The organism is Burkholderia theae (assembly GCF_048565265.1).
In the GTDB taxonomy this organism is placed as follows: Bacteria; Pseudomonadota; Gammaproteobacteria; order Burkholderiales; family Burkholderiaceae; genus Burkholderia; species Burkholderia theae.
In genome coordinates this window covers 1,106,269-1,129,916 of record NZ_CP183461.1, presented here as the reverse complement: position 1 = coordinate 1,129,916, position 23,648 = coordinate 1,106,269, and the positions used below count along the sequence as shown (strand labels likewise).

General features: G+C 66.8%; 19 protein-coding genes and 1 other RNA gene. 9 read left to right on the top strand and 11 right to left on the bottom strand.

Annotated features, from left to right (window positions below; genetic code table 11):
• Window positions 1-90: 90 nt before the first annotated feature.
• The 7 genes from cmk to gyrA all read right to left on the bottom strand — a co-directional run bounded on the left by cmk (window position 91) and on the right by gyrA (window position 8,863).
• Entirely contained in the window at window positions 91-777 is a 687-nt protein-coding gene (cmk, locus tag ACN22W_RS05290; protein ID WP_048249628.1) for a (d)CMP kinase, read from the bottom strand.
• Window positions 778-790: 13 nt separating this feature from the next.
• The gene (gene aroA / locus ACN22W_RS05285) at window positions 791-2,095 is read right to left on the bottom strand and encodes a 3-phosphoshikimate 1-carboxyvinyltransferase (protein WP_419686609.1); all 1,305 of its coding nucleotides are present in this window, start codon (window positions 2,093-2,095) and stop codon (window positions 791-793) included.
• Between the two features lie 13 nt (window positions 2,096-2,108).
• Window positions 2,109-3,035: a prephenate dehydrogenase gene (locus ACN22W_RS05280; RefSeq protein ID WP_193097875.1), complete on the bottom strand. Its 927-nt coding sequence runs from the start codon at window positions 3,033-3,035 to the stop codon at window positions 2,109-2,111.
• Between the two features lie 186 nt (window positions 3,036-3,221).
• Window positions 3,222-4,304, bottom strand: coding sequence for a prephenate dehydratase (pheA, locus tag ACN22W_RS05275; RefSeq protein WP_193097874.1), 1,083 nt, complete (start codon window positions 4,302-4,304; stop codon window positions 3,222-3,224).
• Between the two features lie 33 nt (window positions 4,305-4,337).
• Window positions 4,338-5,420: a 3-phosphoserine/phosphohydroxythreonine transaminase gene (gene serC, locus ACN22W_RS05270; RefSeq protein ID WP_048249631.1), complete on the bottom strand. Its 1,083-nt coding sequence runs from the start codon at window positions 5,418-5,420 to the stop codon at window positions 4,338-4,340.
• A gap of 156 nt (window positions 5,421-5,576) precedes the next feature.
• A complete protein-coding gene (locus tag ACN22W_RS05265) occupies window positions 5,577-6,176 on the bottom strand; it encodes a DUF2059 domain-containing protein (protein WP_048249730.1) in 600 nt (199 codons plus the stop codon).
• 83 nt (window positions 6,177-6,259) lie between these two features.
• On the bottom strand, window positions 6,260-8,863 hold the full coding sequence (gene gyrA, locus ACN22W_RS05260; RefSeq protein WP_129514003.1) for a DNA gyrase subunit A: 2,604 nt from the start codon (window positions 8,861-8,863) through the stop codon (window positions 6,260-6,262).
• 534 nt (window positions 8,864-9,397) lie between these two features.
• Here gyrA and ompA point away from each other — a divergent pair.
• The 4 genes from ompA (at window position 9,398) to ssrA (ending at window position 12,039) form a co-directional block, all read left to right on the top strand.
• Window positions 9,398-10,069: an outer membrane protein OmpA gene (ompA, locus tag ACN22W_RS05255; RefSeq protein ID WP_412022258.1), complete on the top strand. Its 672-nt coding sequence runs from the start codon at window positions 9,398-9,400 to the stop codon at window positions 10,067-10,069.
• A 154-nt stretch (window positions 10,070-10,223) separates the two neighbouring features.
• Window positions 10,224-10,922: a bifunctional 2-polyprenyl-6-hydroxyphenol methylase/3-demethylubiquinol 3-O-methyltransferase UbiG gene (ubiG, locus tag ACN22W_RS05250; RefSeq protein ID WP_006486844.1), complete on the top strand. Its 699-nt coding sequence runs from the start codon at window positions 10,224-10,226 to the stop codon at window positions 10,920-10,922.
• A gap of 13 nt (window positions 10,923-10,935) precedes the next feature.
• Entirely contained in the window at window positions 10,936-11,652 is a 717-nt protein-coding gene (gene gph, locus ACN22W_RS05245) for a phosphoglycolate phosphatase (RefSeq protein WP_193097872.1), read from the top strand.
• 17 nt (window positions 11,653-11,669) lie between these two features.
• Window positions 11,670-12,039, top strand: a transfer-messenger RNA (tmRNA) gene (ssrA, locus tag ACN22W_RS05240).
• 277 nt (window positions 12,040-12,316) lie between these two features.
• Here ssrA and ACN22W_RS05235 read toward each other — a convergent pair.
• From ACN22W_RS05235 to ACN22W_RS05225, 3 genes are all read right to left on the bottom strand, one after another.
• Window positions 12,317-12,670, bottom strand: coding sequence for a DUF4148 domain-containing protein (locus ACN22W_RS05235; RefSeq protein ID WP_011351324.1), 354 nt, complete (start codon window positions 12,668-12,670; stop codon window positions 12,317-12,319).
• Between the two features lie 378 nt (window positions 12,671-13,048).
• Window positions 13,049-13,318 (bottom strand): hypothetical protein, encoded by a 270-nt coding sequence (locus ACN22W_RS05230; RefSeq protein ID WP_193099450.1) that lies wholly within the window; start codon window positions 13,316-13,318, stop codon window positions 13,049-13,051.
• 101 nt (window positions 13,319-13,419) lie between these two features.
• Window positions 13,420-14,526, bottom strand: a complete 1,107-nt coding sequence (locus ACN22W_RS05225) for a substrate-binding domain-containing protein (protein ID WP_419686607.1) — start codon at window positions 14,524-14,526, stop codon at window positions 13,420-13,422.
• Between the two features lie 131 nt (window positions 14,527-14,657).
• On the opposite strand from ACN22W_RS05225, the gene ACN22W_RS05220 reads away from it, so the two are divergent.
• Genes ACN22W_RS05220 through ACN22W_RS05205 form a run of 4 tightly spaced genes read left to right on the top strand, consistent with a single transcriptional unit; the run spans window position 14,658 to window position 19,960 of the window.
• Window positions 14,658-15,158, top strand: a complete 501-nt coding sequence (locus ACN22W_RS05220; RefSeq protein ID WP_419686605.1) for an NAD(P)H-dependent oxidoreductase subunit E — start codon at window positions 14,658-14,660, stop codon at window positions 15,156-15,158.
• On the top strand, window positions 15,155-16,732 hold the full coding sequence (locus tag ACN22W_RS05215) for a formate dehydrogenase beta subunit (RefSeq protein WP_419686604.1): 1,578 nt from the start codon (window positions 15,155-15,157) through the stop codon (window positions 16,730-16,732). The genes ACN22W_RS05220 and ACN22W_RS05215 overlap by 4 nt, the downstream gene beginning before the upstream one ends.
• A 17-nt stretch (window positions 16,733-16,749) precedes the next feature.
• Window positions 16,750-19,701: a formate dehydrogenase subunit alpha gene (fdhF, locus tag ACN22W_RS05210; protein ID WP_419686602.1), complete on the top strand. Its 2,952-nt coding sequence runs from the start codon at window positions 16,750-16,752 to the stop codon at window positions 19,699-19,701.
• Window positions 19,702-19,708: 7 nt separating this feature from the next.
• A complete protein-coding gene (locus ACN22W_RS05205) occupies window positions 19,709-19,960 on the top strand; it encodes a formate dehydrogenase subunit delta (protein WP_048249644.1) in 252 nt (83 codons plus the stop codon).
• Window positions 19,961-19,968: 8 nt separating this feature from the next.
• Here the strand turns inward: ACN22W_RS05205 and ACN22W_RS05200 are convergent, their stop codons facing one another.
• On the bottom strand, window positions 19,969-21,615 hold the full coding sequence (locus tag ACN22W_RS05200; RefSeq protein ID WP_419686600.1) for an FAD-dependent monooxygenase: 1,647 nt from the start codon (window positions 21,613-21,615) through the stop codon (window positions 19,969-19,971).
• Between the two features lie 130 nt (window positions 21,616-21,745).
• On the opposite strand from ACN22W_RS05200, the gene ACN22W_RS05195 reads away from it, so the two are divergent.
• Window positions 21,746-23,584 carry a tetratricopeptide repeat protein gene (locus ACN22W_RS05195; RefSeq protein ID WP_419686598.1) on the top strand — a complete coding sequence of 613 codons (1,839 nt, stop codon included), beginning with the start codon at window positions 21,746-21,748 and terminating at the stop codon, window positions 23,582-23,584.
• Window positions 23,585-23,648: the final 64 nt, after the last annotated feature.

Below are 23,648 nucleotides of genomic sequence, written 5' to 3'. Positions count from 1 at the left end.
TGAAAGGGCCAGATCGAGGTCCACACGGGGTTAAGGGTTCGAAACACGCTCCGCGCTTACGGCGCGGAGCACCTACCGCTGCCCGCCGTTTCAGGCGGGCTGGCCGAGCGCCCGGTACCACTGCAGCACCTGGTCGACTGCTTCATCAACCGAAAGTGCCGACGTATCGAGCAACCTGGCATCTGCTGCAGGCTTCAGCGGCGCGGCCGCGCGATTGCTGTCGCGCGCATCACGTTCACGAAGATCCCGGAGCAAGTCATCTATATTAGCAGAAAAACCTTTTTGCATCAATTGCTTATGCCGCCTGGTCGCGCGGGCCTCGGCGCTGGCCGTCAGGAACACCTTCAGCACGGCGTCCGGGAAGATCACCGTCCCCATGTCGCGCCCGTCGGCAACGAGGCCCGGCGTCTTGCGGAACGCGCGCTGGCGCGCGACCAGCGCGGTACGCACCGGCCCGTGCACGGCAATGGCCGATGCGCGGTTGCCGACCGCCTCGGCGCGGATGTCGTTCGACACATCGACGCCGTCGAGCTGCGCGCAGCCTTCGCGGAACGTGATGTGGAGATCGTCGATCAGCTTCACGAGCGCGTCGATGTCCTCCGCCGCGATGCCGTAGCGCACGCTGGCGAGCGCCGCGAGGCGGTACAGCGCACCGCTGTCGAGCAGGTGGAAGCCGAGGTGCGCGGCGACGAGCGCCGCGACCGTGCCCTTGCCGGAAGCGGTCGGGCCGTCGATCGTGATGACGGGAGTCGGGTGAAAGGGTCGGGTCGATTTCATCGGAACAGTCGGGTCAGGCTTTGGCGAGCGCGGCGAAGCGGTCGAAATAGTCGGGGAACGTCTTGCCGACGCACTTCGGATCGTTGATCCGCACGGGCACGCCGCCCAGGCTGACGAGCGAGAAGCACATCGCCATCCGGTGATCGTCGTACGTGTCGATCGCCGCGTTCGGCGTGAGCTGTTCCGGCGGCGTGACGACGAGATAGTCGGGGCCTTCCTCGACGATCGCGCCGACCTTGCGCAGTTCGGTCGCCATCGCGGCGATGCGGTCGGTCTCCTTCACGCGCCAGCTCGCGATGTTGCGCAGCGTGCTCGTCCCGTTCGCGAACAGCGCCGCGACCGCGATGGTCATCGCCGCATCGGGGATCAGGTTGAAATCCATGTCGATCGGCTCGAGCTTGCCGTGGTCGTGGCCGATGCCGCGCACGTCGATCCAGTCGTCGCCCATCGTCACGTTCGCGCCCATCTGCATCAGCGCATTCGCGAAACCGACGTCGCCCTGGATGCTCGCGCGCCCCACGCCCTCGACGCGCAGCGGGCCGCCGCCAAGCGCGCCGGCCGCGAGGAAGTACGAGGCCGACGACGCGTCGCCCTCGACCATGATCCGCCCCGGCGAGCGGTAGCGGACGCCGGCCGGCACGACGAAGCGCTGCCAGCCGTCGCGCTCGACGGTCACGCCGAAGCGCTCCATCAGCCGGATCGTGATGTCGATGTACGGCTTCGAGATCAGTTCGCCGTCGACCTCGACGACGGTCTTGCCGTCCTTCGCCTTCACGAGCGGCAGCGTCATCAGCAGCGCGGTGAGGAACTGGCTCGACACGTCGCCGCGCACGCGGATCGGCGCGTCGACCGAGATCGTCGCAGGCTTGATCAGCAGCGGCGGGAAACCGTCGTTCAGCTCGTAGTCGATCTGCGCGCCGATCTGCCGCAGGCCGTCGACGAGATCGCCGATCGGCCGCTCGTGCATGCGCGGCACGCCGTGCACGCGATAGTCGCCGCCGTTCACCGCGAGCGCGGCGGTCAGCGGCCGCACGGCCGTGCCCGCGTTGCCGAGGAACAGGTCGGCCGTCTTCGCGGTGAACGCGCCGCGCGTGCCCGTGACGACGCAGGTGTCGCCGTCGCGCGCGAGCTTCACGCCGAGCTTGCCGAGTGCATCGAGCATCACGCGCGTGTCGTCGGAGTCGAGCAGATTCGTGATCGTCGTTTCGCCTTCGGCAAGCGCCGCGAGCAGCAGCACACGGTTCGAAATGCTCTTCGAGCCGGGCAGGCGCACGGTGCCCGATGCGCTGGAGTACGGGCCGAGATCGAGATAGTCCATGGGAATCGTCCTGTTATTTCTTGTCCGGTTCGGCAGCGGGCTTGCCGCCGCGCTCCTGCCATGCCTTGCGCGCGGCGCGCGAGCGCGTGAACACGGCTTCGAGCGCCGCGCCGTCGCCGGCGTCGATCGCCGCGCGCAGCCGCGTGAGCACGCGCGTGTAGCCGTCGAGTTCGTCGAGCAGCGCCGCGCGGTTCGCGACGCACACGTCGCGCCACATCTCCGGGCTCGACGCGGCAATGCGCGTGAAATCGCGGAAGCCGCCCGCCGCGTACGAGAATTTCAGTTCCGCGTCCGCCTCGCCGAGGATCTGCTCGACGAGCGCAAACGACAGCACGTGCGGCAGATGGCTGATCGACGCAAACACGCGATCGTGCTGCTCGGTGCTCATCGTGCGCACGTCAGCGCCGGTCGCGCGCCACATCGCGTCGATTCGCGCGACCGATTCGGGCGCGTTCTCCGGCAGCGGGCACAACACGACGTTGCGGCCGACGTACAGGTCGGGCAACGCGGCTTCGACGCCGCTCGACTCGCGACCGGCGATCGGGTGCCCCGGCACGAACTGCGCAATCCGCGCGCCGAGCGCTTCGCGCGCGGCCGCCACGACATCGGACTTGGTGCTGCCCGCATCGGTGACGATCGTCGCATCGGCGAGCCACGGCGCGATGCGCGCGAGCAGCGGCCCCGTCTGCGCGACAGGCGCGGCCAGCAGCACGAGATCGGCGCCGGCAAGCGCGTCGCGCAACTGCGCGTCGTCGTCGAGCGCCGCCGCGCGATCGATCACGCCGAGCGACAGCGCGCGCTCGACCGATGCGCGTGAGCGGCCCACGCCGACGATCTCGCCCGCGCCACCCGGCGCGCGCTCGCGCAGCGCGCGAGCCAGCGATCCGCCGATCAGGCCGACGCCGAAAATGACCAGTTTGTTGAATGCAAAGCCTGACACGACAAGAGCCAAGTTACGCGCGCGGAACGACGCCCCGCACACGGAATTCCAGATTCCGGGCAACGGGCCCGCGCCCGGCGCAACCTGCACCGGGTGCTGCCCGAACCCGCCTTCGGCAGCGCCGACCGGCCTGCCCTGCCCGCCCGACCGCGACGCCTGCGCATGCAGGCGACGGGCCGTCACGCATCAGCGTGCGCTCGGATACGAGCCGAGTATCTTCAGGAACGCGGCCTTCTGGCCGAGCTCCGCGAGCGCGGCCGCGACCGCCGCATCGTCCCGGTGCCCTTCGATGTCGATGTAGAAGTAGTACTCCCACGTGCCGACGCGCGCCGGACGCGACTCGAAGCGCGTCATCGACACGCCGTGCCGCGCAAGCGGTTCGAGCAGCTTGAATACGGCGCCCGGCTCGTTCTTCACGGAGACGATCAGCGACGTCTGGTCGTGACCGCTTGGCCCGGCCGGCTGCTTGCCGATGATCACGAAACGCGTGCGGTTGTGCGGATCGTCCTGGATGAGCGAGAACGCGATCTGCAAGCCGTAGTGCGCGGCCGCGCGGTCGCCCGCGATCGCCGCGACGCTCGGATCGGCCGCCGCGAGACGCGCAGCCTCCGCGTTGCTCGCCACGGCCTGCCGCTCGAGCTGCGGCGCATTCGCCGCGAGCCACTGCTGGCATTGCGCAAGTGCCTGCGCATGCGCGCAGACGCGCTTCACGCCGTCGAGCGTGCCGCTTTGCGTGAGCAGGTTGTGATGGATGGGCAGCGCGAGTTCGCCGCTGATCAGCAGTTGCGTCTGCAGCAGCAGGTCGAGCGTGCGCGACACGGCCCCTTCGGTCGAATTCTCGACCGGTGCGATGCCGAACGCGGATGCGCCGGCCTCGACCGAGCGGAACACCTCGTCGATCGACGGGCACGGCAGCCCTTCGATCGACTGGCCGAAATACTCGAGCATCGCCTGTTCGCTGTACGTGCCGACCGGCCCGAGGAACGCGACGTGGATCGTCTGCTCGAGCGCGCGGCTCGCGGCCATGATCTCGCGCCAGATCGCGCTGATGTGCTCGCTCGCGAGCGGCCCCGCGCTCATGTCCTGCAGCCGCGCGATCACCTGCAGCTCGCGCTCCGGCCGGAACACCGGCGCGTTGAAATGCTTCTTGACCTCGCCCACCTCCAGCGCCACCGCGGCGCGCTGGTTCAGGAGCGCGATCAGCTGCGCGTCGATCGCGTCGATGCGATCGCGCAGCGGTTTCAGGCGGGAATTCAGTTCGTCGTCCATGCGTTTTGCCGTGCTGTTTGAGCAGCGTCGCCGTCAGGCGCCGCGCTGCTCGAAGTCCTTCATGTACTCGACGAGCGCTTTCACGCCCTCGAGCGGCACCGCGTTGTAGATCGACGCCCGCATGCCACCGACGGACTTGTGGCCCTTCAGCTGCAGCAGCCCGCGCGCCTTTGCGCCGGCAAGGAAGTCTTCATTGCGCGTTTCGTCGGCCAGGAAAAACGGCACGTTCATCCGTGAACGTGCTGCCGGCTCGACCTTGTTCAGATAGAAGCCGCTCGCATCGATCGTGTCGTAGAGCAGCTTCGCCTTCTCGATATTGCGGGCCTCGATCGCTTCGAGGCCGCCCTGCCGCTTCAGCCACTGGAACACGAGGCCCGCGATGTAGATCGCGTAGGTGGGCGGCGTGTTGTACAGCGAGTTGTTCGCGGCGATGGTCTTCCATTCGAACGCAGACGGGCAGATCGACTGCGCGCGATCGAGAAGATCCTCGCGCACGATCACGACCGTCACGCCGGCCATCCCGATGTTCTTCTGCGCGCCGCCGAACAGCACGCCGTATTTCGCGACGTCCATCGGGCGCGACAGGATGTGCGACGAGACGTCCGCGACCAGCGGAACGTCGCCGAGATCGGGGATCTCGAACGTCTCGACGCCGTCGATCGTCTCGTTGGTGCACAGATGCACGTAGGCCGGATCGTCCGACAGCTGCCATTCGGCGCGCGCGGGCGCACGCGTGAAGCCGTCTTCCGTCTTGCCGGTCGCGGCGAGATGCGGTGTACCGTACTTCTTCGCCTCGCCGAACGATTTCTGCGACCACGATCCCGTCACGACGAAGTCGGCGGTCTTGCGCGACCCGAGCAGGTTCATCGGCACGATCGCGTTTTCCGCGATACCGCCGCCCTGCAGGAACAGGATCCGGTGGCTTGCCGGCACGCCGAGCAGGTCGCGCAGATCGGTCAGCGCGGCCTCGTGGATCGACATGAACTCCTTGCCGCGATGGCTCATCTCCATCACGCTCATGCCGCTACCATGCCAATCGAGCATTTCGTCGGCGGCCTGCCGCAACACTTCCTCGGGCATCGCCGCGGGGCCGGCGGAGAAATTAAAGACGCGCATCGTGAAAACCTCGGGAGGGACGCGACCGGCTTGCCGCCGGCAGAACCGCGCCAGAATGGAAATGGCCGCTTGCGCTCGCGCGCAAACGGCCATTATCGCACTGTCGTCAGGCTCCCGCCAAACCCGGCCGAATGGCCGGGTGCGTGCCCGGACGGCTTACTTGCCCGGCTTGACTGCTGCAACTTCCTTGTCAGCCTGCGTGCGCGTCGCCTGGATCGCTTGCGGCATGTACTTCTGCATCAGGCCGTTGACCACGTCGCGACCGACTTGATCCTGAACCTGGATGAACTTGCGGCCCGTCGGGCTCTTGTAGAACGTCGTCAGATCCTTGATCTCCGACGTGCTGTAGTACTTCGCGTATGCGTCGTACTGAGCCGACATCGCGTCGTTCTGGAATTGCTGCGTACCGAACACCTTGCCTGCGCCGTCAACCAGCTTCGGCACTGCATTCTTCTGCAGCGTCGGAACGGCAGCTTGCTTCTGCTTGTCGTTCATCGTCTTGTTTTCCGACAGCGCGTCCGACAGGATCGCCGGCACGAGTTGCTTGGCCTGCATTTCGGCGCTGTTGCCGATTGCCGACACGAGCTTCGGCGCGTCGATCGCGTCGAGCAGATCCTTGATCGCAGCCTTCTTGTCGGCGTCGATCGGCGCAGCTGCCGCGGCGGGCGCCGGTGCGGAATTCGACAGCGCTTGCGCCATCGCGAACGTCGGCACCAGTGCAGCCAGCAGAACCAGTTGCTTGAATTGCTTTTGCATCATCACTCCCTTTTGGAAATATGAATGGTTGCTCGCCGGCCGCGGCGCTTTGCGCCCGCGGCGGCCAGAGTCTCATCCGTTCTTCAGGCTTCGCCGTCCGACGCCTCGTCGGCCTCGCCATCGCCCTCTTCGGCCTCCGCGATCTGCTGCAGGCCAGAGAGCTTGGTACCCTCATCGAGACTGATGAGTGTAACACCTTGCGTGGCACGCCCCATCTCGCGGATCTCGGATACGCGGGTGCGAATCAACACGCCGGCCGTCGTGATCAGCATGATCTGATCCTCGGCGTCGACGAGCGTTGCAGCCACGACCTTGCCGTTGCGCTCGGACGTCTGGATCGCGATCATACCCTTCGTGCCGCGGCCGTGACGCGTGTATTCGGTGATCGGCGTACGCTTGCCGAAGCCGTTCTCGGTCGCGGTGAGCACGGTCTGCTCCTCGCTGCCGGCAACCAGCATCGCGATGACCTGCTGCCCGTCCTCGAGCTGCATGCCGCGCACGCCGCGCGCCTCGCGCCCCATCGGACGCACGTCGTTCTCGTCGAAGCGCACGGCCTTGCCGGCGTCGGAGAACAGCATCACGTCGTGTGCGCCATCGGTGATCGACGCGCCGATCAGGAAGTCGCCGTCGTCGAGACCGACCGCGATGATGCCCTTCTTCATCGGACGGCTGAATGCCTCGAGCGGCGTCTTCTTCACGGTGCCGAGCGACGTCGCCATGAAGATGAACTTGTCGGCCGAGAATTCCTTGACCGGCAGCACCACGTTGATCTTCTCGCCATCCTGCAGCGGGAACATGTTGACGATCGGGCGGCCACGCGAGTTGCGCGAGCCCTGCGGCACTTCATAGACCTTGACCCAGTACACGCGGCCGCGGTTCGAGAAGCACAGGATGTAGTCGTGCGTGTTCGCGATGAACAGCGTCTCGATCCAGTCGTCTTCCTTCATCTGCGTCGCCTGCTTGCCGCGACCGCCGCGCTTCTGCGCGCGGTACTCGGACAGCGGCTGCGACTTCACGTAGCCCGCATGCGACATCGTGACGACCATGTCCTGCGGCGTGATCAGATCCTCGGTGTTCAGTTCGGTCGCGTTCAGCTCGATCTTCGAGCGGCGCGCATCGCCGAATTCGGCCTTCACCGAGGTCAGCTCCTCGCCGATCATCGTCGTGATCCGCTCGGGGCGCGCGAGGATGTCCAGCAGGTCGGCGATCTGTGCCATCACTTCGCGGTATTCGCCGATGATCTTGTCCTGCTCGAGACCGGTCAGGCGCTGCAGACGCATCTGCAGGATTTCCTGGGCCTGCGTCTCGGACAGACGGTACAGCCCGTCGTTCTGCATCCCGAACGCGGGGTTCAGGCCTTCCGGACGATACGCGGAGCGGCCGCCCGCCGATGCGTTCTCGGCTTCGGCGCGCGTCAGCATGTCGCGCACGAGCGACGAATCCCACGGCTTCGCCATCAACTCCTGCTTCGCGATCGGCGGCGTCGGCGCGGCCTTGATGATCGCGATGAACTCGTCGATGTTCGCGAGCGCGACCGCGAGACCTTCGAGCACGTGGCCGCGTTCGCGGGCCTTGCGCAGTTCGTAGATCGTGCGGCGCGTCAGCACTTCGCGTCGATGCGACAGGAAGCACTGCAGGATTTCCTTCAGGTTCAGCAGCTTCGGCTGGCCGTCGACAAGCGCGACCATGTTCATGCCGAACGTGTCCTGGAGCTGGGTCGCCTTGTACAGGTTGTTCAGCACCACTTCCGGCACTTCGCCGCGCTTGAGTTCGATCACGACACGCATGCCGCTCTTGTCGGACTCGTCACGGATGTCGGAGATGCCTTCGAGCTTCTTCTCGTTGACGAGTTCGGCGATCCGCTCGAGCAGCGAGCGTTTGTTCACCTGGTACGGCAACTCGTCGACGATGATCGCCATCCGCTGGCCGCGGTCGATCTCCTCGAAGTGCGTGGCCGCGCGCATCACGACGCGGCCGCGCCCGGTGCGGTAGCCGTCGCGCACGCCGGCGACGCCGTAGATGATGCCGGCCGTCGGGAAGTCCGGCGCCGGGATGATCTCGATCAGCTCGTCGATCGTCGCTTCCGGGTTGCCCAGCAGGTGCTGACACGCGTCGACGACTTCGTTCAGGTTGTGCGGCGGGATGTTGGTCGCCATGCCGACCGCGATGCCCGACGAGCCGTTGATCAGCAGGTTCGGAATACGCGACGGCAGGACCGACGGCTGCGTTTCGTTGCCGTCGTAGTTCGGCTCGAAATCGACCGTTTCCTTGTCGATGTCGGCGAGCAGTTCGTGACCGATCTTCGCCATGCGAATTTCGGTGTAACGCATCGCCGCGGCGTTGTCGCCGTCGATCGAGCCGAAGTTGCCTTGCCCGTCGATCAGCATGTAGCGCAGCGAGAAGTCCTGCGCCATCCGCACGATCGTGTCGTACACCGCGGTATCGCCGTGAGGGTGGTACTTACCGATCACGTCACCGACGATACGCGCCGATTTCTTGTACGCGCGGTTCCAGTCGTTGTTCAGTTCGTGCATCGCGAACAACACACGCCGGTGCACGGGCTTCAGGCCATCGCGGACATCCGGAAGGGCACGTCCGACGATCACGCTCATCGCGTAATCGAGATACGAACGGCGCATTTCCTCCTCTAGGGAGGTGGGCAGGGTCTCTTTGGCGAATTGATCCATGTATCCGTATCGTTTCGGAGCGAAGACGGCGAACGCCTTTCGCGTGGGCGCTGCATGCGCAACGCAACGCGAGATTCTAACATGCGCCCATCAGCCGCCAATTCGCCTCCCCCTCTATATATAAATAGCGAAAATTGCGGCGGCGGCGAGCTGACCGGAATCGCCTGCGACTCGACGTCGCAGGCGATTTCGTCATGCCTGTTTCACGCGCACGAGTAAACAGATACGTTCATCCGCGCAATTTCTCGGACACACTCTTGACAATCCCTGAAAGTTACGGCAGGCCGGTGTTGCGCATGCACCACAAACGTTGAGGCGATCTTAGGGTGGGGAGGATTTTTTTTCGTAGGAAGGGAACGATATGGCAAAATGCCAACGCACTGAGGGTTAGACGCTGCTCGAAGTCTAAAGTCTACACAGAGCGGTGCCGCATTTTTGTGCCGCACCAATGTTATACTTCGAGCAATGTATGACTTGTCACCGTCAACAGGCTCGCAGTAAACCTGCGGTAATCTCAATTTCGAGAGGAGAAATATGAATAAACTTTCAAAGCTCGCGTTCATTGCAGCTACCGCAGTTATGGCTGCATCCGCTTCGGCACAGTCGGTGCCGGCGTCGCGTCAAGCCGTCAATGACAACTGGGTGAACGGCACGGGCGAATGGGTGTGGATGAACGGCACGAACGAGCTCTGCTGGCGCGATGCATTCTGGACGCCGGCCACCGCCAACGCGAAGTGCGATGGCGCACTGGTCGCCCAGGCACCGCAGCCGCCGGTCGCTCCGGTCGCTCCGCCGGCCATCACGAGCCAGAAGATCACGTATCAAGCTGACGCACTGTTCGACTTCGACAAGGCAACGCTCAAGCCGCTGGGCAAGCAAAAGCTGGACGAACTGGCTTCGAAGATCGAAGGCATGAACACGGAAGTGGTCGTCGCAACGGGCTACACGGACCGCATCGGTTCGGACAAGTACAACGACCGTCTGTCGCTGCGCCGTGCACAAGCCGTGAAGTCGTACCTGGTCAGCAAGGGTGTGCCGGCCAACAAGATCTACACGGAAGGCAAGGGCAAGCGCAACCCGGTTACGACTGGCTGCAACCAGAAGAACCGCAAGCAGTTGATCGCCTGCCTCGCACCGGACCGCCGCGTGGAAGTCGAAGTGGTTGGTACGCAGCAAACGACGACGACGACCGTTCCGGCAAACTAAGCCGCGGTTTTCGACCGTTTCAAAGCCCCGCTCCGGCGGGGCTTTTTCGTTGATGCCCGTCCGGGTGCTCGCCGCCTCGCCGCTCGTCCGCTTCTTATATACTCGGGGCTGACGAACCGAAGCACCGCCCTCCTTCCGTAGCCCGTTTGCCGACATGACCAACGCCGATCCCCACGAACTCCAGAAATTCAGCGACCTCGCCCATCGGTGGTGGGATCCGAATGCCGAATTCAAGCCGCTGCACGACCTGAACCCGGTCCGGCTCGGCTGGATCGACGCGCATGCGCACCTGGCCGGCAAGCGCGCACTCGACATCGGCTGCGGCGGCGGTATCCTGTCCGAATCGATGGCCGGACTCGGCGCACAGGTGAAAGGCATCGACCTGTCGACCGAAGCGCTCGGCGTGGCCGACCTGCACAGCCTCGAAAGCGGCATCTCGGTCGACTACGAGGCCATCGCCGCCGAAGCGATCGCTGCCCGCGAACCGGGCACCTACGATGTCGTCACGTGCATGGAGATGCTCGAGCACGTGCCGTCGCCCGGCGATGTCGTCGCCGCGTGCGCGACGCTCGTGAAGCCCGGTGGCTGGGTGTTCTTCTCGACGCTGAACCGCAACCTGAAGTCCTACCTGTTCGCCGTGATCGGCGCGGAGTACATCGCGCAAATGCTGCCGAAGGGCACGCACGACTACGCGCGCTTCATCCGCCCGTCGGAACTGGCCGGCTTCGTGCGTGCGACGGATCTGCACATCGTGGAGATCAAGGGCATCACGTATCACCCGATCGGCAAGCGCTTCGCTCTGTCGAACGACACCGACATCAACTACCTCGTCGCGTGCCGCCGCGGCGCGTGACCCTCCGACCTGCATGACGACTCCCCTTTCGACCGCGCGAGCCGCACTCGACGAACCGCGCCTGCTGCACTGCGATGCCGTGCTGTTCGACCTGGACGGCACGCTCGCCGACACGGCGCCCGATCTCGCGGCGGCCGTCAACAAGATGCAGCGCGTCCGCGGCCTGCCCGAAACGTCGCTCGACGTGCTGCGGCCGCTGGCTTCGGCCGGCGCGCGTGGCCTGCTCGGCGGCGCATTCGGCATCGATCCGCAAACGCCCGGCTACGAAGCGATGCGTGACGAGTTCCTGACCAACTACGCGACGGATCTGTGCGTGCATACGACGTTGTTTCCCGGCATCGACGACGTGCTCGACGAGCTCGATGCGCGCGGCGTGCGCTGGGGCATCGTCACGAACAAGGCAATGCGACTCACGGCACCGCTCGTCGATCTGCTCGGTCTCGCGCCGCGCGCCGCGTGCGTCGTCGGGGGCGACACAACGCCGCACCCGAAGCCCCACCCGGCCCCGCTGCTGCATGCGGCCGACCAGCTGACGCTCGCGCCCGCGCGCATCGTCTACGTCGGCGACGACCTGCGCGACATTCAGGCCGGCAGCGCTGCCGGCATGGCGACGGTCGCGGCTGCGTACGGCTATTGCGGCGACGGCGCCGCACCGTCCGACTGGCAGGCCCAGCATCTCGTCGACACGACGCAGGAACTGCGCGATCTGCTGCGCGATGTTGGGCTATAATGTTTGATCTTATCCGCGGGGGCGACCTGGTTTCGACAGGGGTTGTGAAGCGGCTAGGGCATGTCGAGGACCCGTCACCTCGTTAATCAATGGGAAAATCGTAACTGCAAACGACGATACGTTCGCACTGGCAGCCTAAGGGCCGCCGTCCTCTGCCTAGTTCACTGACGGGCTAGTGTCGCAAGACCGGTAGCAATACCGCCAGAGGTCATTTACGTCAGTTAAGCCCTGTCGGCGTCGCGACGCCAGGGTCGAAAATCTAGCGAATCGCCGAAGTGCAGCGTGTTCGTCCGCGTCGCTGCGGTTAAATCAAATGACTGAACTAAACATGTAGAACTAGTCGTAGAGCGCTTCTGGACGCGGGTTCGATTCCCGCCGCCTCCACCAAATTCTGCGCTCGTCGCACGAACCCCGCATGACGCAAGTCTGCGGGGTTTTTTGTTGCCGGCAAAAACGCACACGCCCCTCGCCGTCCGAAAAAGCGCCCAGCCACAGGCGGGCCGGGCGGAATGCCGCCGATGTTCCGACGGCAGGAGGTGACGGATGCTCTGCCGCGCCCGCGCAATCATCGGTCGCGCCGGGCAACGGCCAACCCGGGTGCCGCAGCCTGAGGGGCGACGCATCATTCGCCCCCGGCGCTCATGCACACCGGGCAACACGCGGCTTAGCTGCCGCGATACAGCGACTTCATTTCTTCAGCGGTGGCCGGGCGCACGCCCATTGCACGCGAACCCGATGCCGATGCGCCCTGTGCCTGCGCACCGTACCCGCTGGCATCGGCACCTTGCGCTTGCGCCAGCGCACTGCGCTGCTGCTCCGCAACACGCGCCGTTGCAGCCTGGATCGCTTCCGGATAGTGCGGATCTTCGCCGCGGGCGGAGTTGTATCCGGCCTGCTGGAGCTGGACCAGTTCGGCGCGGACCTGCGCGCGGGTGATCGTCGAGCCCGACTGCGCAAACGACACGACCGGAGCAACGAGAGCGGCGGCAACGACAACGGCTTGAACGAGCGACTTCATGATGACCTACCTCCAGATTTGTCTGTGTTCGCGGTGAACACCTTGTTCATCGCTGACAACCCGAAGTTTATGTAGGCGGATGCTTAAGAATAAGGCAGGTTTCTGGAAGACATCCTTCCTGATTCTAGGGTTAACCCTAGATTTCCCGGCGGGCCGGCGATGCGCGAAACCCGGCGGCGTCCGGCATCGCGTCGCATTGAGCCTCGCCGAAAAGCACGAGCCCCGCGAAGCGGCAACGCTTCGCGGGGCTCGAACGGAATCGGAATCGTACGGGATTCGTACAGTCGCAGTTCAGGTGGCCAACCCGGTGCGTGGGTTGCGTCCCTTCGTGTCGAACCCGGGCCGCATCACCACGGTACGGACGCGCCTGTCCGCGCGTTACTGGCTATCCATCGGGCACTTCAGGTTGCAGCCGTTCGGGTCGCCCAGGTCACCTTTGCGACGCAACGCCGACTTCTTGCTGCCCTGGTATTTCTGCGACGGCGCCGACGCCGCGAACGGCATTTGCGGATGCTCGTTCAGGCGAAACTGGTCGTTCAGGATGCCGCCGGGCACCCCCGGGGAATTCTGCGCGAGCGCAAACGGTGAAGCAATGACCAGCAGCCCCGCGGTCAACGCTGCCGCGGCGAGGGGAACGGAAAATTTCATGGCGGGATGACGCCTGAACGGCGTGCTTGTTGGAACGTTGATCAAGCGGCAAGCGTAGCGCAAATCCCCCGCCGCTGCAGCGCGGTCCGATCGCGTCCCCGTTACCGGGAATTGCCGTCCGGCGCGCTCGTGCCGTCGTCGCCGGCCAGCCCCGTCGCGATGCTCGTCAGCGTCCCGCACGCGGCAGGATCGTAGCCGTCGAGATGCGCGACGCGCTCGACGAAGCGAGCGTCGCGCAGCAGTGCCAGCACGCCGGCGAGCGGCCGCGCATCGAGCCGCGCGCGTTCGCACGCGAAGTAATAGTCCTCGTCGACAACCGGGATGAAGTCGAGCCCGAAATGATGGGCGGCCGGCTCGACGCCGAAGCCGAGATCGGCCATCCCGCTCGCGACGAATGCGGCGATCGCCGAATGCGTGAGTTCGGCCGACGCGTAACCGTCGATGCGCTCGGGATCGATGCCGATCGCGCGCAGCGCGAGATCCAGCAGCATGCGCGTGCCTGACCCGGGTTGCCGGTTGACGAAACGGATGTCATTGCGCGCGAGATCCGCGAGCCCGCGGACCTGCTTCGGGTTGCCGCGCGGCACGAACAGCCCCTGCTGGCGGCGCGTCAGGTGAATCAGCACGTGACGCGTGTCGTCGAGCCACGGCCGGTAGATCTGCGCGCACTGCGCGCGAAACGCCCCGCGCGGCAGATGGAAGCCGGCCAGGTCGCATTCGCCGCGTGCAAGCGCCTGCACGGCCTCGACACTCTCGCGATACTTGATGTCGACGGCCGCCTGCGCATCGACGAGCGCGGATACGAGCGTCGCGACGGCATAGCCATGCGACGCGTGAATGCGGACGGCGCCGTCGCGCTGCGCGAGCCGCCGACTCAGGTCGCTGGCCACTTCGGCCGCCAGCATCCGCAGGTTCCCGTCGAGCCGGCTGCGCGCGAGGCGCTGCGCATCGACGACGGCCTGGCCGAGCGCCGACAGCGTCGACCCCTTGCCCCGCGCGGTTTCGATCAACTCCCCGCCAATGCACGCTTCCAGCGCGCGCAACATGCCCCACGCGTGCCGGTAGGACAGCCCTTTCGCCTGGGCGGCCTGCGCAATGCTGCCCGTGTCGGCCACGAGCTCCAGCAATGGCGCGACGTCCGACAGGCTGGCGGTGCGACCGTTCGTGTCGCGTACGGTCAGATACGCGTCGCATTCGACTCGAATCAATTATGCACTCCGATTTCCTATTGCGACCGCGAAATCTTCCGCTTATCGTTGGTCGAAATCAATCAGAACGAAGCCGCAATGCGCACTATATGAATTCCGAGCGCATATGAGACTTTGGAGGAGCATAACCGATGTCCCCGAACCCCCATGCGCCCGACGCGCTCGTCGAGCGCCATGCGCGCGCCGGCCGGTCGCTGGTCGCGATCCTGCACGCGATCCAGGACGACGCGGGCTACGTGCCGCCGGGCTGCGTCGCGCCGCTCGCCAGGGCACTCAATCTGTCGCGCGCGGAAGTGCACGGCGTACTGACTTACTACCACCACTTCCGCACCGCGCCGCCTGCGCGCGTCACGATCCAGATGTGTCGCGCCGAGGCGTGCCGCAGCATGGGCTGCGAAGCGCTGGCCGCGCATGCTGAAGCCCGCACGGGCTGCCGGTTCGACGCGGCGCACGGCGATGCCGCGGATACACACGCGCCGGACGCCGTTGCGCTCGAATCGGTCTACTGCCTCGGACTGTGTGCGCAGTCGCCGTCGCTGACGGTGAACGGCGTGCTTCACGCCAAGGTCACGCCGGAAAAATTCGACGCGCTGCTTGCCGATGCGGTCGCCCACACGCCGGAGGCCGCATGACGATCCGCATCTACGTTCCGCGCGATTCGTCCGCGCTGGCACTCGGCGCCGACGCACTCGCGGCCGCGATCGCCGCGGAAGCCGAACGGCGCGGCGTCGCCATCGAGCTGGTCCGCAACGGCTCGCGCGGGCTGCTGTGGCTCGAGCCGCTCGTCGAGGTCGGCACGGCCGCCGGCCGCGTCGGTTATGCGAACCTGTCGGCCGCCGACGTGCCGTCCCTGTTCGACGCGAACTGGCTCGAAGGCGGCGCGCATCCGAGCGGCGTCGGCCTCGTCGACGCGCTGCCCTATCTCGCACGCCAGCAGCGCCTCACGTTCGCGCGCATCGGCCTGACCGATCCGCTGTCGATCGACGACTACCTGCAACACGAAGGCCTCGCCGGCCTGAAGAACGCGCTCGCGCTCGACGGCGATGCCGCGTGCGAGACGCTGATCGAATCGGGGCTGCGCGGCCGCGGCGGTGCGGCATTCCCGGCCGGCATCAAGTGGCGCACGGTGCGGCACGCGCGCGCCGCGCAGAAGTACGTCGTCTGCAACGCGGACGAAGGTGACTCGGGCACGTTCTCCGATCGCCTGATGATGGAATGCGATCCGTACTGCCTGATCGAAGGGATGATCATCGCGGGCATCGCGACAGGCGCGACGGTCGGCTACATCTACGTGCGCAGCGAATACCCGCACGCGATCGCCACGCTCGAAGCCGCGATCGTCCGCGCGCGCGAAGCCGGCTGGCTCGGCGAACACGTGCTCGGCTCCGCGCACGCGTTCGAGCTGCACGTCGCGAAAGGCGCGGGCTCGTACGTGTGCGGCGAGGAAACGGCGCTGCTCGAATCGCTCGAGGGCAAGCGCGGCGTCGTGCGCGCGAAGCCGCCGCTGCCCGCGCTCGCCGGCCTGTTCGGCCAGCCGACCGTCATCAACAACGTGATCACACTCGCGACGGCACCGGTGATCTTCGCGCGCGGCGCCGCGTTCTATCGCGACTACGGGATGGGCCGCTCGCGCGGCACGCTGCCGTTCCAGCTCGCGGGCAACATCCGTCACGGCGGCCTCGTCGAGCTCGCGTTCGGCGTCACGCTGCGCGAGTTGCTGTTCGACTTCGGCGGCGGCACCGCAAGCGGCCGGCCCGCGCGCGCCGCGCAGGTCGGCGGTCCGCTCGGCACCTACCTGCCCGATCACCAGTGGGACGTGCCGCTCGACTACGAAGCGTACACGGCGATCGGCGCGGTGGTCGGTCACGGCGGCATCGTGCTGCACGACGACACGTCGAACCTCGCCGAGCTTGCCGAATACGCGATGAAATTCTGTGCGATCGAATCGTGCGGCAAGTGCACGCCGTGCCGGATCGGCTCGACGCGCGGCGTCGAGACGATCGCACGCATCCGCCACGGCGATACGTCGGAGCGGCAGGTCACGCTGCTGCGCGACCTGTGCGACACGATGCTGGCCGGTTCGCTGTGCGCGATGGGCGGCATGACGCCCTACCCGGTGCTGTCCGCGCTCGACCATTTCCCCGAAGATTTCGGGCTCGCTGCCGGCAAGAATGCCGCGTCGGGCCCGGTCAAGGCTGCGGCCTGACCCAGAAGGAGCCCTGCATGTCACTCGACACGAACAACGTCCGCCAAGGCGGCTGCGGCTCAGGCCAATGCGCGTGCAAGAGCGCCGCCCAGGCGCGCGCCCGCGACCCGTTCGACGATACCGACTACGGCACGCCGCAACGGTATGCGGACACCGACGTCACGCTCGAAATCGACGGCCAGCCGGTGACGGTGCCGGCCGGCACGTCGGTGATGCGCGCGGCCATCGAAGCCGGCGTCAACGTTCCGAAGCTCTGCGCGACCGATTCGCTCGAGCCGTTCGGCTCGTGCCGGCTGTGCCTCGTCGAGATCGAAGGCCGGCGCGGTTATCCGGCGTCGTGCACGACACCTGCCGAAGCGGGCATGAAGGTGCGCACGCAGTCGGACCGGCTGCAGTCGCTGCGCCGTAACGTGATGGAGTTGTACATCTCCGACCATCCGCTCGACTGCCTCACCTGCCCCGCCAACGGCGACTGCGAGCTGCAGGACATGGCGGGCGTCGTCGGGCTGCGCGAAGTGCGCTACGGCTTCGACGGCGCGAATCACCTGGACGACCGCAAGGACGAATCGAACCCGTACTTCACGTACGACCCGTCGAAGTGCATCGTCTGCAACCGCTGCGTACGCGCCTGCGAGGAAACGCAGGGCACGTTCGCGCTGACGATCGCCGCGCGCGGCTTCGAATCGCGCGTCGCCGCGGGCGAAAGCGAATCGTTCATGGCGTCGGAATGCGTGTCGTGCGGCGCTTGCGTCGCCGCATGCCCGACGGCCACGCTGCAGGAAAAATCCGTCGTGCAGCTCGGGCAGGCCGAACACTCGGTCGTCACGACCTGCGCGTACTGCGGTGTCGGCTGCTCGTTCAAGGCCGAGATGAAGGGCACGCAGGTCGTGCGGATGACACCGCACAAGAACGGCCTCGCGAACGAAGGGCACGCGTGCGTGAAGGGACGTTTCGCATGGGGCTACGCAACGCACAAGGACCGCATCACGAAGCCGATGATCCGCGAAAAGATCACCGACCCGTGGCGCGAAGTGAGCTGGGAGGAAGCACTCACCTACGCGGCAACGCAGTTCCGCAAGCTGCAGCAGAAGTACGGCCGCGACTCGATCGGCGGCATCACGTCGTCGCGCTGCACGAACGAGGAAACCTACCTCGTGCAGAAGCTGGTGCGCGCCGCGTTCGGCAACAACAACGTCGATACCTGCGCACGCGTGTGCCATTCGCCGACCGGCTATGGCCTCAAGACGACGCTCGGCGAATCGGCCGGCACGCAGACGTTCGCGTCGGTCGGCCAGGCCGACGTGATCGTCGTGATGGGTGCGAACCCGACCGACGGGCATCCGGTGTTCGGCTCGCGGATGAAGCGGCGCGTACGCGAAGGCGCGAAGCTGATCGTGATCGACCCGCGTCGCATCGACGTCGTCGACGGCCCGCACATCAAGGCCACGCACCACCTGCAGTTGCGCCCCGGCACCAACGTCGCGATCGTCAACGCGCTGGCGCACGTGATCGTCACCGAAGGGCTCGTCGCCGATGCATTCGTCGCCGAGCGCTGCGAGGCGCGCGCCTTCGAGCAATGGCGCGACTTCGTATCGCACGCCGACAATTCGCCCGAGGCGACCGCGGACGTGACGGGCGTGCCGGCCGAGCAGGTACGCGCCGCCGCGCGCCTCTATGCGACGGGCGGCAATGCCGCGATCTACTACGGCCTGGGCGTCACCGAACACGCGCAAGGTTCGACGACGGTGATGGGCATCGCGAACCTCGCGATGGCGACCGGCAACATCGGCCGCGAAGGTGTCGGCGTCAATCCGCTGCGCGGCCAGAACAACGTGCAGGGCTCGTGCGACATGGGCTCGTTCCCGCACGAACTGCCCGGTTACCGGCACATCAGCGACACGATCGTGCGCACGCAGTTCGAACAGGCGTGGTCGGCCACGCTGCAGCCGGAACCGGGGCTGCGCATCCCGAACATGTTCGACGCGGCGCTCGACGGCAGCTTCAAGGGGCTCTACTGCCAGGGCGAGGACATCGTCCAGTCGGACCCGAACACGCAGCACGTCGCGGCCGCGCTGTCGGCGATGGAATGCATCGTCGTGCAGGACATCTTCCTGAACGAAACCGCGAAATATGCGCACGTGCTCCTGCCCGGCTCGACCTTCCTCGAGAAGGACGGCACGTTCACGAACGCGGAGCGCCGCATCTCGCGCGTGCGCAAGGTGATGCCGCCGCTCGCGGGCTACGCGGACTGGGAAGTGACGCTGCTGCTGTCGCAGGCGCTCGGCTACGACATGCACTACACGCATCCGTCGGAAATCATGGACGAGATCGCGCGGCTCACGCCGACCTTCTCGGGCGTGTCGTACGCAAAGCTCGACGCACTCGGCAGCATCCAGTGGCCGTGCAACGAGCACGCGCCGGAAGGCACGCCGACCATGCATACGGACGCGTTCGTGCGCGGCAAGGGCCGGTTCGTGATCACCAAGTTCATTCCGACGCCGGAAAAGGTCACGCAGCGCTATCCGCTGATCCTGACGACGGGCCGCATCCTGTCGCAATACAACGTCGGCGCGCAGACGCGCCGGACCGAAAACGTCCGGTGGCACGAAGAGGACCGCCTCGAGATCCATCCGCACGACGCGCAGGATCGCGGGATCCGCGCCGGCGACTGGGTCGGCATCGAGTCGCGTGCCGGGCACACGGTGCTGCGCGCGCTCGTGACGGAACGCATGCAGCCGGGCGTCGTGTACACCACGTTCCACTTCCCCGAATCGGGCGCGAACGTGATCACGACGGACAGCTCCGACTGGGCGACGAACTGCCCCGAATACAAGGTGACGGCCGTGCAGGTGATGCCGGTTGCCCAGCCGTCCGACTGGCAGCGTGCATACGCGCGCTTCAGCGCGGAACAGGTCGACCTGCTCGAGCGCCGCGCGGCAGCGCCCGCCGCCGTGACGACCGGCAAGTGAGGATGCGATGGACAACGGACACCTGATCGACATGGCCAACCAGATCGGCGCATTCTTCGAATCGATGCCCGATCGCGACGAAGCGCTGACCGGCATCGCCGAACATATCCGGCGCTTCTGGGAGCCGCGGATGCGCCGCGCGTTTCTCGCCGCACTCGACGATCCGTCGAACGAAGCCGCACAACGCGCGGCGCCGATCGTACGCGACGCGATCGCCGCGCACCGCGCATCGCTCGTGCCCGTCGCGGCGAGCGCCTGACCGCGCCGCTACGCGGGCGGCGACATGCCCGCGAACCAGTTTTCGCAGTGGTGCAACAGCGCGTTCGCGTCGATCGCCGTCCGCCCGCGCGCGGCGACGTAGCCGTCGGGTCGCAACAAATAGAACGACGGCCGCGAGCGGCCGTACACCTGCGCAAGCCCCGCCGTACCGTCGCCTTCGGCATCGGTGACGCGCCACGCGCGCACCGCATCCGGCATGATCCGCTCGAGCCCCTGCACGAGCGCCTGCGCATCGGCCGCCATCGGCGGTGCCTCACCGGTATCGGCACTCACCGGCTCCTCGAGCAGCAGCAGCGTGAAGCTCGCCGGATCGTGCAGGTCGTATAACCGCGCCGTTCCGGGCGCCTGACCGAGCGGGCCGTCGATCACGTGCACGAGCGCGTCGGGTGCCCGCTCGCCGGCACGCGGGCCGCCGTCGAGCACGCGCTCCAAGGTAAGCGGACTCTTCCGGTACTGCACGCCGAGCTCGCTGACCGAGCGCCGCACCGCGTCGCGCATCGGCCCGAATGATGCCAGCAGCGGCACGACATGGTCGCGCAGCAGCTTCATCGCGCCGCGATCGGCTTCGACGATCTGCGTGACAAGACTGGTCTGCCGCAATACGTCGCGCTCGATCGGATGGCGCTCCGCGTGATACGTGTCGAGCAGCCGCTCGGACGTACCCGCGCCGAGTACGCGCGCGAGCTTCCAGCCGAGATTGAACGCTTCCTGAATGCCGGTGTTCATGCCCTGCGCGCCGGCCGGGCTGTGGACGTGTGCGGCGTCACCCGCGAAGAACACGCGGCCGTGCCGCAGCCGATCGACCATCCTGCTGTGCAGATGAAAATAGGACGACCACACGAGATCGCTCGGCGAGATCGACGCGCCGGCACGGGCACGCACGATCGCGTCGCACTCCGCGAGCGACGGAGCCAGCGCATCGGGCGACGCGTCGCTGCCGGGCGGCCGGTCGGCCACGAGCCGATAACGGCCGCCTCCCATCGGAAACAGGCCCGCAATACCTTCGGGCGTGGTGAACAGGTGGATCTCTTCGTCCGGCCAGTCGGGTATCGCCGCGAAATCGGCGAGCAGGAAGGTCTGTTCGAACGCTTGCCCCGCAAAGCCCAGGCCGAGCAGATGCCTGACCGTGCTGTGCGCGCCGTCGGCGGCGATCAGGTACGACGGCGCGAACGACTCGTCGCGACCGTCGGCGCCACGGAGCGACACGTCGAGCGATGTGCCGCCGCCGGCGCACGCGGTCAGCGTCGTGCCGCGCTCGATCGTCACGCCGAGTTGGGCCAGGTGCTCGGCGAGCAGGCGCTCGGTGACGCTCTGGTCGAGAAACAGCAGATACGGATAACGCGTTTGCAGCGGATCGAAATCGAGCCGCGCGATCACGCGGCCGTCGGCATGCAGCGTGGCCGCATGCGCGCGATGGCCGAGCGCGAGAAACGGTTCGACCGCGCGATGCTGCTCCAGCAGTTCGAGCGTGCGTGCCTGGATGCCGATCGCGCGCGAAAACGGCGCAGGCGCAGCGAGCCGATCGATGATGCGCACCGGCACACGGGCCCGCGCGAGGCTCATCGCCGCGGCAAGACCGGTCGGCCCCGCGCCGACGATCAGCACGGGCGGGATATCAGGCAGGGTGTCAGTCATGAGAACCTCGATGACACACGACCCTGCAAGTCTACGCCGCTCCGCGTGACGGGGCCATATGCCGACCGGCCGATACGCGGCACCGGTGCGCTGTGTGGGAAAATACGCGTTTTCCGCCAGCTTTCGCGTCATGGAATCCGCATTCGACCGAGCATACGCCGCACACCGCGCGGGCCGGCTTGTCGACGCCGAGCACGGCTATCGCGCCGCGCTCGACGTCAACCCCGCCGACGCCGACGCGCTGCACCTGTTCGGCGTGCTTCGGCACCAGCAGGGCCAGCACGCCGAGGCGGCCGATCTCGTCGGCCGCGCCGTCGCGCTGCGTCCGGGCGATGCCGCACTGCAGCTCAATCTCGGCAACGCGCTGAAGGCACTCGGCCGGCTCGACGAAGCGATCGATCGCTTTCGCAACGCGCTCACGCTCGCGCCCGAATTTCCGCTCGCGCACTACAACCTCGGCAACGCGTATGCGGCGCTGCAGCGCCACGACGATGCGATCGATGCATTCGGCCGCGCACTCAGGCTCACGCCCGATGACGCATCGATCCACAACAATCTCGGCAACGCGCTGAATGCGCTCGGCCGCCACGACGACGCGCTCGCCGCTTTTCGTCGCGCGCTCGAACTGCGGCCCGGGCATGCAGGCGCGCACAACAACCTCGCAATGGCGTTGAGCGCGATGGGCCGCGCCGACGACGCGATCGCGCACTTCCAGGCCGCGATCGCCGCGCAGCCGCGCTTCGTCGCCGCGCATTTCAATCTCGGCAACACGTTCGATGCGGTCGGCCGGCACGTCGAAGCGGCCGCCGCGTTCGAAGCCGCGCTCGCGCTGCATCCGCCGTTTCCGCTCGCGCTGTTCGGGCTCGCGAACGCACTGTGCGCGCAGGCGCGCCACCGCGACGCGCTGCCCTACTACGAGCGCGCCGTCGGCCTCGATCCGTCGTTCAGCCTGGCCTGGCTCAACCTCGGCAATGCACATCACGCGCTCTGCGCGCACGAGATGGCGCTGCGCGCATTCGACCAGGCATTGCGCGTCGCGCCCGATCTCACGCTCGCACGGCTGCACCGCGCGGTCACGCTGCTGACGCTCGGCGACTTCACGCGCGGCCTGCCCGCGTACGAGGCGCGCCACGAGACGCCGGGCGCGACGCCGCTCGGCACGCTGCCGCGCTGGCAAGGCGAGCCGATCGCGTCGCGCACGCTGCTGATCCGCGCGGAACAAGGCTTCGGCGACACGCTGCAGTTCGTCCGCTTCGTGCCGCTTGCCCGCGCACGCTGCGCGCGCGTCGTGCTCGAAGTCCAGCCGGAACTCGTCCCGCTGCTGGCGCCGGTCGCGTCGCGCTGGCGCGTGACGCTCGTCGCACAGGGTGCCGCGAAGCCGCCTGACGCGGATGTCGCCTGCACGCTGATGAGCCTGCCGTTCCTGCTCGGGCTTCAACCGGACGACATCGTCGGCGGCTCGCGCTACCTCGACGCCCCCGAAGGCGCCCGCCGGCGCTTTCGCGGCTCGCTCGGCGGGCAATCGAAGCGCAAGTTCGGCCTCGCGTGGTCGGGGCGCCGGCAGGCGCAGGAAAACCGCTCGATGCCGTTCGACGCGCTCGCGCCGCTGCTCGCGCTGCCGGACATCGACTGGATCGTGCTGCAGCCCGCGCTCGACGACGACGAACGCGCGCGCATCGACGCGCATCCGCGCGTGCATCGCCTCGACGGACGGCTGAACGACTTTGCCGACACGGCCGCGCTGATCGAGCGGCTCGACGGCGTCGTCACGATCGATACGGCGGTCGCGCACCTTGCAGGCGCGCTCGGCAAGCCGCTGTGGGTCATGCTGCCATTCGCGCCCGACTGGCGCTGGTTCACCGGCGACGACTGCCCGTGGTATCCGCACGCGAAAATCGCCCGCCAGCCCGCGCCGGGACAATGGCTCGACGTGGCGGCCGCGGTCGCCGGCGCACTGCGCGAAGCCTGAACGCAGACGAAAAAAGGGAGCGCGGCGCGCTCCCTTTTTTATGTGATGCATGCGGCCGACGCCG